The sequence below is a fragment of the Mesorhizobium sp. WSM4871 genome, from assembly GCF_055811295.1.
The window spans coordinates 1-17079 of the sequence record NZ_JBVVPU010000031.1 but is presented as its reverse complement, the minus strand read 5'-3'; the positions used below and the strand labels follow the sequence as shown (position 1 = coordinate 17079).

Sequence of the window (17079 nt, the reverse complement as noted above, 5' to 3'; positions counted from 1 at the left end):
CGGCTACCAGTACAACGAGCGGACCAGCTTCTTCGTCTCCGGTTCCTACGAAAAGATGTTCACCGCTCGCGCCGACTCCAAACTCTATGACATGCCGACCGGCGCAGAGATTGGCGGCAACGACTCGATGAGCGGCGATTTTGCCGCGGCGACGGTGATGGTCGGCATCAAGACCGCGTTCTGATTGAACGAACCCGACCGGAACGCCAAACCGATGTCCGCACGGCGCAGAAATCGGTGGGCGCGATAGGGACGACGTTCTTTCGCCGAGCTATCGTTCCGCGGTAGACCGTCTCTGATCTCGCAGCATCGTCCTTCGTCGAGGCGCAACCAGCGCAGCGAGTTCCATGCTGAAATGCTTCAGTTGGGAGCCGGTCTATCAACGCGACAGATGGCGCCCCCAGATTGGCACCTTGAGAACTGTCGAACGCTGCTTGCGGGCGGTGAGCCCGAGCACCGGCGGCCAAGTGCCTGACAAAACCTGTCGCAGCCTGATTCGCTTTCATTGTTCACGGACGACATGCCGCGGCGGGCGGTTTCAGTGAGATAGCCGGAGCGCAGGCCGTGGGCGGAGAATACTGCCGAATCGACGCCGGCCTCGGCGATGCGGCGCTTCAGGATCAGATTAACGGTGTCGGTTTTACTTCCCGATTTCAATTGAAGCGCTAAAGTGAAAATCCTGCCCTTCCGGACCGCTATGTGGCGGCCGCAACTGGGGAAGGGGAGGGGCTTTCTCAGAGCCCCGACGCTCTGGTGAGATTGACGCGAAAGCGGTCGCGCCGAGGTTGTGTTGCAAATATTCGAATTGCCGCATGACAAGCTACCGTTGGACGCAATTCAGGCGGCGATTGCCTCGAACTGCTCTTTGCTCGACGGGGCGGAATTGTAGGCAAATCGGGCTTGCCGTTTCCGCATCATGTGAACCATCTCGATGCCGGCCAAGGTGGCCGTTGCAGCGGAGAACGCCTTGAAGCCCAGCATCGGTCGGACCCGCCGCTTGATGCGACGATGATCCTGTTCGATCCGATTGTTCAGATATTGGCTCTGACGGATGCGGATCGACTCCAACGATCGCCGGGAGCAATCCCGGAGCCGGCTCTCGGCATCGCAGGAGATTGCTTGCCGGTTGGTCTGGGTGCCGTCGATGACAATGCGATCCGGTCGACCATGGCGTTCAAAAGCCTTGCGCAGGAAGCGTTTGGCCGCCGGTAGATCACGATGCTTGCTGAACCAGAACTCGACCGTGTCGCCGGCGCTGTCGATGCACGGTAGAAATACATCCATTGACCGCAAACCTTGATGTAGGTCTCTCTTCCATATGCCACTTGCTGCTGCGCGCTTGCGCCGATTGAAGCGCGTCAGCAACAGCGGTGAGAAGTGAACGACCCAGCGCTGGATTGTCGAATGGTCGATGCTGATGCCCCGTTCCTCCATCATTTCCTTCAGGTCTCGCAGGCTCAAGCCATAGGCCAGGTACCAGCGCACACACAGCAGGATCACCGAACGATCGAAATGACGGCCTTTGAACATGATGCGATCTCCGGAAAGACGGAGCCGCTCTCATGCCCGCAACCCGTTACCGGAAAGTTTGCAACGGAGCCTGACGCGCTCAGTCAGACCCTGGGAAAATCTCAATCGTAATACGTCTCTGATCCGGCGCATGGACAACTCTTGGTTGGCATCAGGCTTCCTCGTTTTGAGCGAGGCATCCTGTAGACCGCTGAGTTGTCGGCCGAAGCGTCCAGCACCTCCGAAAAGGTTGCTCCCGATCGCCTGAAATCGCTGCTCACGACCGCGAAATCCTTGCTCACGATGCGGTGAAATCCGTGCTCACGATCGCCTGAAATACGCACCAGCAGCGTGAGCAAATCCCGTCTGGAACCCCGCACGCCCGGCCGCGACGCGCTGGAATGCGTCAGGTCAGGCTGCTCCATGTCCGTCATTGCGGCGGCAATGCTGGGCAAGGTCCCGTCCGCCGCCGGGGGAACCATCACCATGTCCGGCCAGAATGGCTGAATATGAATTGTGCATGACGGCGGTTCCACCGATGGGGCTAGTATATGTGCTTGTTGAGTTACCGGAGACCGCAATGGACAATACAGCCCGGGAATGGCCCTACGATGCTCCCGACGATGCAGCCCGTTGGGTTGCGAGTCTGACAGGAGGAACGGAGGATTTTATCCAAGGCTATCAGGCTCTAAGGGCGCAGCAAGCGGGCATGGAGCGGCAAATGAGTGAGTTGAACCTGGGCGGCTCCACTGCTGATCCAGACGGTGGTGCGATTCGGCGCACGTCCGTGGGTGGGTCGATGCGCATGCCGCCGCAGCCCGACCTGCGGGACAACCAGTTCAGCAGCGCGCGCCACAGCATAGACACGTCTTACGCAGCCTCGAGCCGCTCGCGGTCCAGGCATTCGGCCGCCTCGTCGGAGGCCTATTCCTCCTTCTCGGAGGAGCCGGCAACCGCCCCCCAGCCGAAAAAAAGCGGTGGATTGAAATCGTTCCTGAAGACAGTGAAGAAGGCCTTCGTCCCGAGCAGCGGCAGGAAGTCGTCCGAGGGTTCGAGACAGCAACCCGAGCTTGTCCTTGAGTCGACGCTTCGCATTGATTCTGCCAAGCGCACCCGCGCGGGCGGTGATCGGGACGAGCCCCTCTTTTCCGAGTTCAGGGCCACAATGGACGAGGCCAGGAACAGGGACCCCGACAACAGCCATGCCGTCGGTACCGTCAAGAATAGGGTGTCCCGCCTGCGCAGGTTCAGTGGCTGGCTTCAGCTTCCCCCCAGATACTTGACAATTGCCAGCCTGCTTGACGACCACGACAGCACTCTGGCTGACCATGCGGCGGCGTTTGTCGACGAGGGTGGCGACAAAGGTGTCTGTAGAGACTTGGAGGTTCTGCGGGATTCCCGCGCCGGGAACGTTAGGAAGTCCCGGCCCGCCCCTGAGGACGAGCGCCTCGTTTCCGAGTTCAGGGCCGCAATGGACGAGGCCAGGAACAGGGACCCCGACAACAGCCATGCCGCCACTACCGTCACCAATTGGGTGTCCCGCCTGCGCGGGTTCAGCGGCTGGCTTCAGCTTCCCCCCAGATACTTGACAATTGCCAGCCTGCTTGACGACAACGACAGCACTCTGGCTGACCATGCGGCGGCGTTTGTCGACGAGGGTGGCGACAAAGGTGTCTATAGAGACTTGGAGGCCCTGCGAGATTCCCTCGCTGGGAACGTTAGGTCCCGCGCCGGGAACGTTAGGACCGGGGCCGCCCCTGAGGACGAGCCCCTCTTTTCCGAGTTCAGGGCCGCAATGGACGAAGCCAGGAACAGGGACCCCGACAACAGCCATGCCGTCGGTACCGTCAAGAATTGGCTGTCCTTCCTGCGCCGGTTCAGCGCCTGGCTTCAGCTTCACCCCAGATACTTGACAATTGCCGACCTGCTTGACGACAACGACAGAACTCAGTTGACTGCCCGCGCGGCGGCGTTTGTGGGCCAGGGTGGCGACAAACATGTCCAAAGAGCCTTGGAGGCCCTGCGGGATTGGCGCGCTGGGACCTTTATCGGATCTTTTCATCGCGGTCCTCTTACCGATACTTATCCCGAAGACGAGGATCTCCTCAAGCGGTTCGCGAAAGCAGCCAGTCGGCTCAAAGTTCCCCCAAAAACGATCGATTCAAATGTATACTATCTTAGAGGGTTTTCTTGGTGGCTTAAAGAAAACAACAAGCCGCCCATGGCTTTCGATTCTCGGTTTCGAACCGAATCGATAAACGACCACCTTATTGAGTACGGGACAGAAGACAGTGCTGACCTCTCCAGGGTCGACTCGGCGCTGTCTCATCTCCGGAGGCTCGCCCTTGGCGGTGAAGAATTCAGTGGAGCTGGAGCGGGGCCCCGCGTCATGGGACGCCGTACCTTGGGCGCTTATGCCGAAGACGCCCGCCTAATCGATGATTTCTGCAAGCACAGCCTTGGGCCGGAGACGACTGCGGTACAGAGGAAATTGGTCAACAATTTGGCCAGCAGGCAACGCAAGTTTAGTGAGTGGCTCCAAAGGGAGGGAAAGTCGAGCATAATGAGCCGACTCAATCAGGAGCAGACAGGCGGGTTAAAGGATGATTTTCGGGCATTCAAGAAAGCCATTGCCCCGACCTGGGGCGGCGTGGCTTTAGACAAGCTTCAGAAGTACCAACGGGTCGTTGCCGCTAACAAAGCGTGGGGAATGCCCCCTGAGCAGGCGGGTTGGCGGCAGCAATCTGGCCAGTCTCCAGCGTCTAGTTACGATCCGGATCCGTTGTGGGATGAGCTGTCCGAACGCGGACGGCAGGGACCTGCCGGGTCACTGGACAGTTATGATCAGGACGAAATTCATGACGCTGCGGATCAAGCCGGAGGGCGGCAACCTGCCGGGTGGGAGGACGGCTCGTGGGCGTTGTCGTCGCAGTCGGATCAACCTGCTCCATCGCCGCAAAGCCTCAATCCGACGGAGTTTTGGGCGGGAGTGGATCAAGCCGGCCAATTGCCCACCGATAGTTTCAATACAGCGAACTTTTGGCAGGGGGTTCCTCCACCCGCCCATTCGCCGGCTCAAAGTGTCAATCAGCCAAGCCCGGCAATGTGGGAGCAGGACATCGGGGCATCCATCTTCGGCCCGACATATCACCGGCCAGCTTCCTTCGATTTCGAACAGCACGTCCCCCCGGATTGGGGCGTCCCGTCGTCCTTTCCCGGCCCATCAACTCGCACCCGGGATTTACCTGATGATTGGCAGGAGTACACGGCATCGCCACCCGCGGGCGCATCGCTGCCTGACTTGCCTCTCGGCCCGTTTAGGCAAAGGCTCCCAACTTTTTTGAGGCGATTCAATGCCTACGTGGGACAAGCCAGTGGCCAAGGACTGAATTGCCTGCTGGACACGGTTCTTCAATTGACCCGCAATACGAGGCGCCAGGACCAGGAAACGCGGCAGACTAGGCAACTTCAGGAAGACGCTCGGTCGTTGCGGAACAGCTTGGTGGAACTCCACATGGTCAATCCGGATGGCGAGATCGATCTTTACGGCCCTGGGGGTGTCGGGGTCTTGCTGGCGGACAACCTTGGCGTGCGCATTCAAGCCATCGAGGCAGATGCAAACGGCAGGCTGACGGTACATCCTATCCTGGGTCAAGAAGGTCGACTGGTGCACATTCTGCACACGCCGGGGCATTTCCAGCCGCTGTGGCCTCGGCACGAAAAATGAAAAGCTCAAGCACCGCCCTCGCTTCATGACAAGGCGCCAGCGACGGGTGGACTTGTTCGGCGGAAGCAAGCTAAAGCCGCCCAAAAAATGTTTCACAGATCGCCGCCCGCCTTCCAGGGGCGGAAGCAGACCCCTTCGGGGGGAAGCTGCTGGCGATACCATGTGCCGAAACCGCACCAGGCACTGCCTTCGAGCAGCTCTCGCGCGCCTGGGCTCCTTTCAAGGAGGCGTATTATTACACTCAGCGCAGGGGTTTTGCCGCGCCGCCGGCAATCAAGGACTTAGGAGTTCACGACTACGCGCTGGAGGGCGCCTTCAAACTGTCGCTGCTGCCGGATCGCCCTGCGAACCAAGTGCATCCGTTCAAGCTGATTGGGCCGGAAGGCCCGGTCGCCTTGCGGCCGCATGACGGCTGCGGCTTCATCAAGGCCTCGCTGCCCGACCGTATGCCGGCTGTTCGCCGGTCCAGCCGGCAGGAAGGTCCTGATCGGGTGCCTGCCTTTGCTGAGGGACGGAGAACGTCCCTTCCTGCATCGGCTCTGCAACATTATCCGCGCAGCGAGTCGGTGGCGGAGGAGGCGCGAGAGAAGGCCACGGCCTGGCTCGAGAGTCGACAAGGCCAAGAGCTGTCAGTTGAAGATCTGTTTCGTGCGGTGACCGCCGGGCACATCGACGGTCCCGGTGCGGTTGCCATACCCTCCAGTGATGAGTGTCTGCACGTGCCTACGCTTAAGAGCGAGACGCTGGCGGGAACAAGCGGCGTGCTGGTCGGACGCTCGCCCTATGACAAGCCGAACCTGCGCCCATTTGCCGCCGAGCGAGTCAAGTCAGCCGTCGAGGGGGACCCGACCGCTGTGTTTCTCGATAACTGCACGGCCATCCAATACAGCTTCAGTGTCGCCCAGAAATCGGGGAAGGAACTGGCGGCCGACGATCCGGCATTTTTTGCCAAAAGCATTCTGATCGTTGTGCCGGATAAGATGTGGCCGGCCGCCTACGCCGACCGTGGGCTGGTGATGTCTGCCGAGGACGTGAAGTGCCATGCAAGCTGGACCAAGAGCAAGGACCGCGTCAAGGTGGACACGCCGCTCTACTGCCTCGGCATCCTGCAGGCGACCGAGGTGTTTGCCCCGGGCTCGTTGGTTGCCGTCCCGATCAGTGAGCAGAGAAAACTTGACGGCGACTTCGACGGCGACATCGTCGTCATCCTCGGCGATCGGCCGCAGCTTTATAAGCATGTGCGCGCGTTCGATCACAACGAGCAAGCTCTGGGAGTTCCGTCGCTGAAGCCGCCAAAGTCGCACACCCCGGCCCTTGAGGGCGACGATTACCAGTTCGGTCGCGCCCGCCAGATCCTCGCCGCCACGCCGAATGTCTTGGAAATTTATAGTGGCCTGCAGCGAGTCTTTCTGGCTCAATCCGATGAAGCACGACGCTGGTTTGCCGAGCGTGCCGTTTTTGGCACGTACGAGGGCGTTCACCACGAGCTCCGGCGAGAGATCGGTCAGCTGTTGGGCCAGGAACAGGTGAGTGGCCAGCAGATCCAGAACACGTCTACGAGAGCCAGGCGCGAGATCGATCTCGCCAACCATCCGGTTGCTCGCGAAATGGCCGAGTTGCTCTTCGCCGACCTTGTGGCGTGGGCAGTCAAGCCCGATGAGCGTCTCCTGCCCAAAACAATTGAAAGCGCGGACGACGCAAGCCCGACGATCAGCACAAGGCTTTGCGAGCTTTTCCCGGATCTAGCCGAGAGCTATCCGGCAACGCCTCAGCCACGAGAGCGCATCCAGCTTTTGCTCGACCACTATGCTCCTCGCATCGATCCTCGCCCGCATGGTTACAATCCCAATGACCTCGTACAAAGCGCAACCAGCTTGCTGAGCCTCGGCATCAAGGTTGGCACCGACGCCTGTAAATCCGACACTGGCAGCGACCTCTATTTCAGGAAGAGCAATCACCTTCAGCGGCTTCTCCAACAGACGCCGGGCTTGAAGTCCGTGCCCTACCTGCGAGGCGATGACCCGATGAGCCGGAGGGGGCGCGAAGCCTTGGATTTGCTAATTGAGGCAGTTGCCGTCGAGGAGTTCAAGCAGCCGCGCCAAAACGCGGAGGTGCTAACATTTCCGATTGGGCGCCGCTTCTGAGGCGATCTCCTGGTGGGCACATGAACATGGTGTGCAAACACCCTCAGAATATTGTCCGTCCAGGCATGAGCCGAGTCGGGCAATCGAATGGGGTCCGAAGCGGGTCACTCGCAACCATTCGAATTTAGCTATCTTGGCTGAAGGTTCCATCATCGTCATCGGCGGCAGCTATACGGGAATAGCCACCGCCTGGAGTTGCTCCGCGCCCGACGCAGGGCTTTCCTGTCCCAGGACGGCGTTGATCCGGCCGAGATCGCGAACGGTCGCCTGAGCAGCTTTCGCGCTAGAAACGCCCTGGTGCGACGGAACGGCCGAACGAGGGGAGCCCCGACGCTTTCGGCGTCCTACTCGCCGACGGGCGCTTGGCGGAGGGGCCGTCGACTCTGTTTCGGAAGGAGTTCAACATGAACTAAGACCGAAGCGTAAAGCTGCGTGAATGATGGGGGACGGCCTAATGAAGGGTATAGCGCTGAAAGTACGCTAAACGATGGGATGGAAGGCTCCCGCTCCGCCGGTGCTAGGTTGGCATCGTGTGTGGAAGTCTCCCGCGTTGAGGGAATTTGGTTCGGTCATGCAGCGCATCTCGAGTGCCGTCGTGTGTCCGAAGCGAGCGCCGAGGCCGTGACAAATCCGACCTCAGGGATGGTTTCCAGCCGGTTCGACAGATCGTTTCGGTAGTGCCAGGAGATCAGCTTCTTCTCGATCGCCTGAAGTCGCTGAGCCAGGTCGCAGACCAGCCTGGCCAGTGCTTCGAGGACAAATCGGGCAAGCTCGGGAAGGTCGGTGCGTTCGAGGCGGCTGTCGCGTTGCGCCCGATGGTGGCCGGCCGCGAGGTTGTCGGGGATTATGGGCATGTCGGGCTGATCCTGCGCGAGCACCCGATCGCATTCCTGCGCGCCGGCCTAACCCGGCGCCGCATCGTCACCTACGCCGAAGCCATGGCGGCGCGTGACGGCCGCTGGCTCGAGGCTGCGGGCCTCGTGCTCGTTCGGCAGCGGCCGGCTCTGCCAAGGGCGTTATGTTCGTCACCATGGAAGACGAGACCGGCACCGCCAACATCGTCGTGTGGGTCAAGGTGTTCAAGAAATTTCGGCGCACTATGCTCTCGGCATGGATGCTGGCGGTGGAGGCCGCATCCAGCGGGAAGGCGACGTCGTCCACCTCGTCGCCAACACCGTCACCGACCTCTCGGCCGAGCTCGCCAGCGACGGCAATCGCGATACGTCTTTTGCGCTCCCGCACGGCCGGGGCGATGAGGCCCGTCCCCGCGGCCCTGGCATCGATCCGCGCAGCCTTCCGAAATGTTTTCGACCCCGCGATATGGTCGATCCAACGCTCACAGTTGAGCCGATTAAGGTGAAAACGCGGGAATTTCGCTAAGGGAGTGTATAGCCGAAGATCGCATAATCGACGAAAAACGGTTGAAAAGCTGCGCAGAGAGGTGCCATATTGCGCCCTATGCTATACCGATTGGAAATCGAGAACTTCTATTCCATTCGCGATCCGCAGGTGCTGGATCTGCGGATCGGCAAGAACGTGCCGGATCTGCCGGAGCGGTTCGGTTCGACCTTTCCGCGTTCGGACGAGCGGGTTGCCAAGGCAATCGCCCTGTTCGGGCCAAACGGGTCTGGCAAGTCGACTGTCCTTAGAGCCCTTGCCTTCGTGAGCTGGTTCATTGGTGAGAGCTTCCAGCACAAGGGGCCAGGCCTGCCCTGCGAGCGCTTCAACGACGAGGAATCCGCCAACCGGCCGATCCGGCTCGCCATCGAACTCGGCGGCTTGCTCGACCTCAGTGGCGCCGAGCACACCGCCGAGGAGATCGCGGGCTCGGGCGATGTCGGAACCTTCCGCTACGAGTTGCACCTGCAGCCCGCCGGCGGCCTGATCAGGACCGTCAGCCACGAGGCCTTGCGCATGAAGCGCAAGGGCCAGGGCAAATGGCAGCGCGTCTTTGAACGCGACGCCGAGCGCAAGGTGCAGGGATCGCGGACCTTCCCGCTTAGCGGTTTCGCCCAGGTGGTCGATAAGATCCGGGAGGATGCCAGCGTCGTCGCGACGTTGGCGCTCTTCGAGCACCAGGCCTCGAAGGTAATCCAGGAGGCGGCCGCCGCCGTCTATCGCAACATCCTGATCGACCGCACCGATCTCGGCGACCAGGCCGTGATCCAGTACCTGGCGCAAAACCCTTCGGTCGTTGCGGCGCTCAACCGCGAACTTCAGCGCATCGACCTTGGTGTCGAGGAGATGCAGATCGTCCAGGCCGCGACCGGGCCTGTCGCGCTGTTCCGTCATCAAGGGCTGCATGTCGACATGCCCTGGGGGCTCGAGAGCCATGGCACCCGCTCGTTCATCCGCATCTTCCCGCTGATCCTCTTGGCATTGCAGCGCGGCGGGGTGGCGCTTGTCGATGAACTCGACCAGTCGATCCATCCGCTGATCCTGCCGGAGATCGTCCGCTGGTTCTATGATCCCGAACGCAATCCCTACGATGCCCAGCTCTGGATGACGTGCCACTCTGCGTCCCTGCTCGATGATCTCGCCAAGGAAGAGGTCGTGTTCTGCGAGAAGGACAGCCGTGGCCGCAGCCAGGTCTACAGCTTGATGGACGTTGGCGCCGTTCGCCGCACCGACAATCTCTACAAGAAGTATCTCGGCGGCGTTTACGGCGCGGTCCCTCAGGTTGGATGAGGATGCGCCGTCGGATCATCAAACCCAAAACGCCGATCTTTCTGGGTTGCGAAGGGGAATCCGAGCAGGCCTATGGCCAGTTGCTCAACGATCTGTTGCAGGCCGCCGGCCGACCGGTTCACCTCGAAGTCGTCAACCTCAGTCCAGGCGCCGGCGACCCCATCTCCCGCTTGCGCCGCGCCGCCCAGGAGATCGATCGGCGCCGCCGGCGCCGCTCGGAATTCGCACGCCGGGCGGTGCTGCTCGACCTCGATCAGATGCAAAACGATAATCAACGCCGGCAGCAGGCCGAGCAACTCGCCAATCAGCTCGATGTCCGCATCATCTGGCAGGACCCATGCCACGAGGCACTGCTGCTGCGTCACCTCGACGGTTTCGCCCAGCATCGGCCGCCGACCACGCAGGCCGCAGGTGTGGCGCTGCAGGCCGCCTGGCCGCAATACGCAAAGCCGATGACCAAGATCCTGCTCGCACGCCGGATCGGCCTTGCCGGCGTACGCCGGGCTGCCGCCGTCGAGCCGGCCCTTGCCGCCTTCCTCCATGATGTCGGGCTTCTGCCCTGACGCCCTCCGTGAAAGCACGCCATGTACAATCTTTTCGTATCGGGATGGGAAGACCAATGGAAAGGCGAACCGTGCGTGCTGGACGCCAGCCGCTGTGTTCGGCACCACTAATACACCGACGAAAAGATCGCCGACCAATATGGCGCCCTTGGCGAAGCCGCGTTGAAGGAGCTGACGCGGCTGCCCTCGATCTTCGCCTATGAGGCAGCCTGCAAGCAGGACCCGAAATTCGGCATCATCCGCGAGGTCACGGTCCGCCGCGGCCAGGTCCGCATCGAGTACGAGATTATCCCGGTCGATCCATTCCTCGTTGCCGCCGATTTCGACGCCCTCAGCTTCGAGCTCGATATCGGCAACTGGGAGATGAACCGCACCCATTGGGCGATCAAGGACGTCAACCTGCCCAAGGAGCTGCACGCTGCCCGCGGCATCGCGCTCCCGTCATGGACACGGCAGGCGGGTCGGGCCGTCGACATCATCCAGCATGTTTTTTGATGTGGGCCTTTCCTTCCCGGGCGAGGCGCGCGGTCTGGTCGAAGAGGTCGCCCGCGAGCTCGAAGCCCGCATCGGCCCGAACGCCTATTTCTCCGACAACAACTATGTCTCGCAGCTTGCACGGCCCTCGCTCGATACCCTCCTGCAGGACATCTACCGCAATCGGTCCAGGCTGATCGTGGTCTTCCTCGGTGAGGATTATCAGCGCAAGGATTGGTGCGGCGTCGAGTTCCGGGCCATCCGCGAGATCATCATGGCACGCGACGATCGGCGCGTCATGTTCGTGCGTGTGGACGACGGCGCCGTCGACGGCGTGTTCCGGACCGATGGCTATGTCGATGCGCGCCGCTTCACGGCAGCGCAGATCGCGCAGTTCATCGCCGAGCGCCTTGCCCTCATCCCCTAGGCGTCTGCGAGCACGTTCGGCGGCAGCGCGACGCAGCGCTGGTCGACCATGAGGTGGCGCCGCTTGGGTGCCCCAGGGTCCGTGAGCCGCGGCGTCACCGAGACGATGGCCACCTTCCAGTCTGGGAGTCCCGGCTGCGGCGCCTCCATCACGCCAGCCAACACTGTGAGCCCACGACACTCGAGCTCGGCGACGCACGCCAGAATATCGTTGTAGAGATCGCGCCGTCCCCGCTCGGACGGCGACGGATCTTCCACCATGTCGGAGAGAATGAACGAGGCGAGGTCGAGCCATTCCCCGAAATTCGCGATGTCGTTGTCACAGGTTTCCGGCACATCGGGAGGATGGAGGAGATAGGCATCGCATTTTGCGGCCTCGCGAATGGCCTTGTGCGTCTTCATCGGCGCCACGGCCACCGATTCGAGATAGCCGTAGGTTTCCGCCAACTGCTCGGCGGCTTTTTCCGGTCCGATCGGCAGGCGCGGCGCGGTGAATTCGCTGGAGTCGTAGCCCAGCGCCCGGGCGATGCGGTCGAGCGCCTCCTCGCTGACCTTCTCGCCGCGTTCGACGCGGTCGACGGTGGAGAGCGAAACGCGTGCGAAGTCGGCGAGCGTCGTCGCCTTCCACTGCTTGGCCTAATCGGCCCCAAGCTGCGATTTTGGCCAAGTTGTGGAACCTTGCCGGAACGGATTGACCGGTATGGCGTCGTCGCCTGAGAATTCACTCCTGGAATAGGGAGTGGATCTAGGGTTTTGCGTGTTTCGCCCGAGGCATTGACCGGGGAGTGGAGCCTCTTTTGCCGACGTCGACTTTGCGAACGCCAAGCCGGCCGGGTCGAGGCTCGGACTGGCGGTTCAACTGAAGTTCTTCGCTGCGTACGGATATTTCGCCACCGCGGCGGCTGAGGCTCCCGACGACGCGGTTTCGTATCTGGCCGAGCAGCTTGGCATCAGCAAGGCAGATCTCTGCCAGTATGATTTTTCGGGGCGTTCAGGGCGGCGCCATTGCGCCGAGATTTTGCGCCATCTTGGTTTTCGCCGAATGAAGCGGGCGATCGAGCCGCACTTGCGAACTGGATAGCCACGGAGCTTTGCTCTGGGGGAGCATCGGTCGCTGCGATGATGGAGGCTGTTTTTCTGTGGTGCCGGGATCGCAGGATTTTCGGTGCGTCGCGCAAGGAGATGGAGCGGATAGTGCGCTCCGAGCGGCAACGCTTTCTGGAATCCTTTCTTGGCGGTGTTGCGGATCGGCTTCGCTCGGAAACGGTCGCGCCGATGGAAGCGTCGCTGGTCGATCCAGATAGCCCAACCGGGTTCCATACGATGAAAGGAGACGCGGGTGCAGCAACGCTGGACAACATGCTTGCCCTGGCTGATCGGCTTGCCTTCATCAAGAAGCTGGATTTGCCGCGGGATCTTCTATCCGCTGCCGGCAAGACCTGGATCGATCAGATCGTTCGGCGGGTCGGCGCCGAAAAAGCGTCGGAGATGCGCCGCCACGCCCCGAGGCGGCAACTGGGCCTCCATACCGTTTTCCTGATGATGCGGGAAGCACAGATCATCGACGGCATGATCGACCTGTTGGTGGAGACCATCCACAAGATCGGGGTGCGTTCGAAGCGCAAGGTGGTGGCCGGCATCGCGCGTGACATCGAGAAGGTTTACGGCAAGGAGCGGCTGCTGGTCGATATCGCGGGTGCCGCGATCGAGGCGCCGGGTGGCCGGGTCTGCGATGTGATCTTTCCGGTAGCGGGCAAGGAAAAGCTAGCGGCGATTGTCAAGGAGTATCGGGCGAAGGGCACGCTCGAACGGCGCATCTACCAGGTTATGCGTGGATCCTATGCCGGTCACTATCGAAGAATCCTGCCGAAGCTGCTTTCAGTTCTGGAGTTTCGTTCGAACAATGCCGTGCATCGGCCGGTGCTTGGGGCGTTGGACTGGATCAGGCGGGCCTTCGAAACCGGTTGCCGCGTGGTGCCGCGGAATGGGGTGCCGATGGAAGGCGTCATTCCGCCGAAATGGCGCGGCGCGATCATCGGCAAGGACGGACGCATCAACCGGATCAGCTATGAACTGTGCGTGCTCAGTCACTTGCGCGACCGCATCCGGGCCAAGGAAATCTGGGTGGTCGGGGCGGACCGCTATCGCAATCCGGACGACGATCTGCCCAAGGATTTCGAGAGCCGACGGGCGGCCTACTACAACGCGCTCAACCTGACGTCGGATGCGCGAGCTTTCACGCGCAAAATCCAGGCCGAGCTTGAGCGGGAATTGCGGCTGCTGAATGCCGAACTCCCCCGCAACGACAAGGCACGCATTCTCTGGCGCGGCGAGAACCGCATCTCGATCACGCCGTTCCAGCCGCTGCCGGAACCGCAAGGCCTACGATCGGTCAAGGCCGAGATCGGCCGGCGTTGGCCGATGACGGAACTGCTGGATGTGTTGAAGGAGACGGCGCTCGATACCGGCTTTCTGGACGCCTTTGAAACATCGGCTTCCCGTGTGGCGCTTTCGCGCGGTGCGCTCGACCGGCGTCTGATCCTGTGTCTTTACGGGCTGGGCACGAATGCCGGCCTGAAGCGCGTGGCGGCCGGATGCCCGGATGTCAGCTACGAGGAACTGCTTCATGTTGGCCGGCGCTTCATCCATCGGGATGCGCTGGAGGCGACCTGCGGACGTGTTGCCAATGCGACGCTGGCAATCCGCAACACCGCCATCTGGGGGCGAAGCCGGCACGGCTTGTGCCTCGGATTCCAAGAAATTCGGCGCCTGGGACGGCAACCTTCTGACCGAATGGCATCTCCGCTATGGCGGTCGCGGCGTGATGATCTACTGGCACGTCGAAAAGGGTTCAACCTGCGTCTTCTCGCAGCTCAAGCGCTGCTCGTCCTCGGAAGTTGCTTCGATGATCAAGGGCGTGCTTCGGCATTGCACCGACATGGAGATCCAGCGGCAGTATGTCGACAGCCACGGCCAGAGCTCGATCGACTTTGCCTTCTGCCATCTGCTCGGGTTTGAACTGGCGCCACGCCTTAAGGCGATCGCCCGGCAGACGCTGGCGCTGCCGCATCCAGGCCTGCGCGCTGAATTGCCCAATCTGCTTCCCATTCTTTCCAGCGTCATCAGCTGGGGGAGATCGAGCAGCAGTATGACGAGATGGTCAAATATGCGGCTGCCATGCACAGCGGGTTAGCCGATCCCGAAGCGATCCTGCGCCGCTTCGCCCGCGCCGAGGTGATGCACCCGACCTATAAGGCACTCGCCGAACTCGGCCGGGCGATCAAGACGATCTTCCTGTGCCGGTATTTGCGCCACGAGAAATTCCGCCGCGAAATCCACGAAGGCCTGAATGTGGTCGAGAACTGGAACAGCGCCAACAGCTTCGTCTTCTTCGGCAAGGGCGGCGAGATCGCCTCGAACCGGCTCGATGAGCAGGAGATATCGGTGCTGGCCCTGCATCTGCTGCAGGCGTCGCTTGTCTATGTGAACACGCGCATGATGCAGTCGGTGTTGAGCGAGCCGAAATGGTCGGCGCGACTGACGCCGGAGGATTATCGCGGCCTGACGCCGCTGATCTACGCGCACGTCAATCCTTATGGCCGCTTCAACCTCGACCTGAACAGCCGGATCGATTTTGAGCAGAAACAAGCGGCGTGAAGCGTCGAAGGGAATGGTAGAAATGCCTGTATCGAAGAAGCCCCGAAAGAAGGCAGTGGCGAAATCCAAGAAGCCGGAAAATGACAATGCTCTGCCTCCGATGCCGGACCGGCGCGGCATGGAGGGGTTCATGGCAGGTCTTTTCGGCGGAGGGCGTGGGAGCGACCCGACGGACGCTGCGCAAGATATCATGTATGAGGCTTGGGAAGCAACCAGTCGCAGCAAGCGTATTACGCTGGCCAGGAAAGCGCTTAAAGTCTCGCCGTTGTGCGCCGACGCCTTTGTGCTGTTGGCCGAAGAAGAGGCGGGGTCTGTCGAGGAAGTGCTGGACTACTACCAGAAGGGCGTCGCGGCGGGTGAAGAGGCGCTGGGCCCTGACGGGTTTGAGGAATATGCCGGTCGCTTCTGGGGTTTTCTCGAGACGCGCCCCTACATGCGGGCGCGGGCAGGTCTTGCCGCGGTACTCTGGCGGCTTGGTCAGCATCAGGAGGCCATCGACCATTATCAGTCAATGCTCAAGCTCAATCCGAATGACAATCAGGGCATCCGCTACGTGCTGGCCGGGCATTTGCTGGCGCGCGACGATATCAAGGCCCTGAGGAAGCTTCTCAAACAGCACGAAGACGATGGCGCTGCTGCATGGCTCTACACGCGGGCACTTCTTGCCTTTCGTGAAAACGATCCGGGCGCCGGCAAGCTTGCCGAGGAGGCCTGGCTCGCGAACAGCCATGTGCCTGGCGTCCTTTCCGGCAAGCAGCCTTTGGTTGCTTCCATCGACGGCTATATCACTTTGGGGGCGAGGATGAGGCAGCTGACTACGTCGAGGAAAACGGCCAGGCCTGGCAGGCCACGCCCGGTGCAGTCGCGTGGCTGGCGGAGGTTACCAGAAAGCTGAAACCACGACGACGGCGTAACTGACCGCCGGAACCGATGGGCGTGTTCTAATTTGGGTATACCCGGCCTGAACACCTGCCATGAACATGTCGCAACCGGAAAAGCTTGTATATTTTGGGATCAATCTTCGTTAATGAACAGAGCATCGCGCCGGCACACCCAAAATGAACAGTTTGCATAACCCGCATCGGATACGCCCGCACCTCCACCACCGAACAGAACCTCGCCGCGCAGATCGCCGCGCTCAAGGCCGCCGGCTGCGAGGTCATCCGCGAAGAGCAGAAAAGCGGTTCTACCCTGGAAGGCCGTCCACAGCTCAATACAATTCTCGACTTCATTCATGCCGGTGAGACGCTCGTCGTCACCCGGATCGACCGGCTGGCCAGGTCGCTGCGCGACCTGCAGGTAAAGACGAAAGGCGCGCATCTCTTCGCGACCGAACAGCCCGTCGATACGTCGACCGCCGCCGGCAAGGCTTTCTTTGACATGCTCGGCGTCTTTGCCGAGTTCGAGACCAATCTGCGGCGCGAGCGCCAGGCGGAGGGAATCGCTGCTGCCAACAAGCACGGCACATACAAGGGCCGGCCACCGAAAATCGACCGCAACGAGATCCGACAAAGGCTGAAACAGGGTCATGGCCCAACACAAATCGCCCGCGATCTCGGGGTCACGCGGTACTATCTATCAGGTGAGGAAGGGCAAATGATGAAGGGCAGGCTCATAACCCATCTGACGCCAGCGACATGCGAAGAAATCCAGACCCGCATGCTCGAGGTCTGCCAGAAGTCGGGAGCCGGTCTATCACCGCGACAAATTGCGCCCCGCTGCTGCTCAACCGGTTCAGGCAGCTTTTGTGGCTGCTCATCGCGGCGCTCAACTGCCTGACAAAACCTGTTGCAGCCTGATCCGCTTTCATTGTTCACGGACGACCAGTTCATCGTTGAAATAATCGCGCAGCCGGGCGACGGCCGCGCTCATGGCCGGCTGACTTAGGTTG

9 protein-coding genes and 7 pseudogenes are annotated in these 17079 nt (G+C 61.2%); 10 read left to right on the top strand and 6 right to left on the bottom strand.

What is annotated here, in order from left to right; translation table 11 throughout:
- Positions 1-184 (top strand): annotated as a pseudogene (locus AC0L2H_RS31890) (omptin family outer membrane protease); the annotation flags it as partial.
- 335 nt (positions 185-519) lie between these two features.
- Here AC0L2H_RS31890 and AC0L2H_RS31885 read toward each other — a convergent pair.
- The 3 genes and pseudogenes from AC0L2H_RS31885 to AC0L2H_RS31875 form a co-directional block, all read right to left on the bottom strand.
- Positions 520-633 (bottom strand): annotated as a pseudogene (locus AC0L2H_RS31885) (integrase); the annotation flags it as partial.
- Positions 634-837: 204 nt separating this feature from the next.
- The gene (locus AC0L2H_RS31880) at positions 838-1530 is read right to left on the bottom strand and encodes an IS6 family transposase (protein ID WP_223217793.1); all 693 of its coding nucleotides are present in this window, start codon (positions 1528-1530) and stop codon (positions 838-840) included.
- Positions 1531-1631: 101 nt separating this feature from the next.
- Positions 1632-1964: a hypothetical protein gene (locus tag AC0L2H_RS31875; protein ID WP_155249170.1), complete on the bottom strand. Its 333-nt coding sequence runs from the start codon at positions 1962-1964 to the stop codon at positions 1632-1634.
- Between the two features lie 125 nt (positions 1965-2089).
- Here AC0L2H_RS31875 and AC0L2H_RS31870 point away from each other — a divergent pair, with 125 nt between their 5' ends.
- Positions 2090-5236, top strand: a complete 3147-nt coding sequence (locus AC0L2H_RS31870; RefSeq protein ID WP_027047812.1) for a hypothetical protein — start codon at positions 2090-2092, stop codon at positions 5234-5236.
- Positions 5237-5279: 43 nt separating this feature from the next.
- Positions 5280-7302, top strand: a pseudogene (locus AC0L2H_RS31865) (hypothetical protein); the annotation flags it as partial.
- A gap of 647 nt (positions 7303-7949) precedes the next feature.
- Here the strand turns inward: AC0L2H_RS31865 and AC0L2H_RS31860 are convergent.
- Positions 7950-8234 carry a hypothetical protein gene (locus AC0L2H_RS31860; RefSeq protein ID WP_020629167.1) on the bottom strand — a complete coding sequence of 95 codons (285 nt, stop codon included), beginning with the start codon at positions 8232-8234 and terminating at the stop codon, positions 7950-7952.
- Here AC0L2H_RS31860 and AC0L2H_RS31855 point away from each other — a divergent pair.
- From AC0L2H_RS31855 to AC0L2H_RS31840, 4 genes and pseudogenes are all read left to right on the top strand, one after another.
- Positions 8172-8760 (top strand): annotated as a pseudogene (locus AC0L2H_RS31855) (OB-fold nucleic acid binding domain-containing protein); the annotation flags it as partial. The gene AC0L2H_RS31860 and the pseudogene AC0L2H_RS31855 sit on opposite strands and share 63 nt — an antisense overlap.
- Positions 8761-8850: 90 nt before the next feature.
- Positions 8851-10068 (top strand): AAA family ATPase, encoded by a 1218-nt coding sequence (locus tag AC0L2H_RS31850; RefSeq protein WP_019863509.1) that lies wholly within the window; start codon positions 8851-8853, stop codon positions 10066-10068.
- The gene (locus tag AC0L2H_RS31845) at positions 10065-10631 is read left to right on the top strand and encodes an RloB domain-containing protein (RefSeq protein ID WP_019863510.1); all 567 of its coding nucleotides are present in this window, start codon (positions 10065-10067) and stop codon (positions 10629-10631) included. The genes AC0L2H_RS31850 and AC0L2H_RS31845 overlap by 4 nt, the downstream gene beginning before the upstream one ends.
- 21 nt (positions 10632-10652) lie before the next feature.
- Positions 10653-11532, top strand: a pseudogene (locus tag AC0L2H_RS31840) (toll/interleukin-1 receptor domain-containing protein).
- Here the strand turns inward: AC0L2H_RS31840 and AC0L2H_RS31835 are convergent.
- On the bottom strand, positions 11529-11978 hold the full coding sequence (locus AC0L2H_RS31835) for a hypothetical protein (RefSeq protein WP_019863513.1): 450 nt from the start codon (positions 11976-11978) through the stop codon (positions 11529-11531). The pseudogene AC0L2H_RS31840 and the gene AC0L2H_RS31835 sit on opposite strands and share 4 nt — an antisense overlap.
- Before the next feature lie 57 nt (positions 11979-12035).
- Positions 12036-12143: pseudogene (locus tag AC0L2H_RS31830) on the bottom strand (helix-turn-helix domain-containing protein); the annotation flags it as partial.
- A 141-nt stretch (positions 12144-12284) separates the two neighbouring features.
- On the opposite strand from AC0L2H_RS31830, the pseudogene AC0L2H_RS31825 reads away from it, so the two are divergent.
- The 3 genes and pseudogenes from AC0L2H_RS31825 (at position 12285) to AC0L2H_RS31815 (ending at position 16967) form a co-directional block, all read left to right on the top strand.
- Positions 12285-15188: pseudogene (locus AC0L2H_RS31825) on the top strand (Tn3 family transposase).
- Positions 15189-15210: 22 nt separating this feature from the next.
- Positions 15211-16083, top strand: a complete 873-nt coding sequence (locus AC0L2H_RS31820) for a tetratricopeptide repeat protein (RefSeq protein ID WP_167626458.1) — start codon at positions 15211-15213, stop codon at positions 16081-16083.
- Between the two features lie 176 nt (positions 16084-16259).
- Positions 16260-16967 carry a recombinase family protein gene (locus tag AC0L2H_RS31815; RefSeq protein ID WP_155249249.1) on the top strand — a complete coding sequence of 236 codons (708 nt, stop codon included), beginning with the start codon at positions 16260-16262 and terminating at the stop codon, positions 16965-16967.
- The last annotated feature ends 112 nt before the right edge of the window (positions 16968-17079 follow it).

Excerpts from the sequence above, each read along its gene's own strand:
- AC0L2H_RS31845 (WP_019863510.1), top strand. The coding sequence starts at position 10,065 with ATGAGGATGCGCCGTCGGATCATCAAACCCAAAACGCCGATCTTTCTG.
- AC0L2H_RS31820 (WP_167626458.1), top strand. The coding sequence starts at position 15,211 with ATGCCTGTATCGAAGAAGCCCCGAAAGAAGGCAGTGGCGAAATCCAAG.
- AC0L2H_RS31860 (WP_020629167.1), bottom strand. The coding sequence starts at position 8,234 with ATGCCCATAATCCCCGACAACCTCGCGGCCGGCCACCATCGGGCGCAA.
- AC0L2H_RS31880 (WP_223217793.1), bottom strand. The coding sequence starts at position 1,530 with ATGTTCAAAGGCCGTCATTTCGATCGTTCGGTGATCCTGCTGTGTGTG.
- AC0L2H_RS31870 (WP_027047812.1), top strand. The coding sequence starts at position 2,090 with ATGGACAATACAGCCCGGGAATGGCCCTACGATGCTCCCGACGATGCA.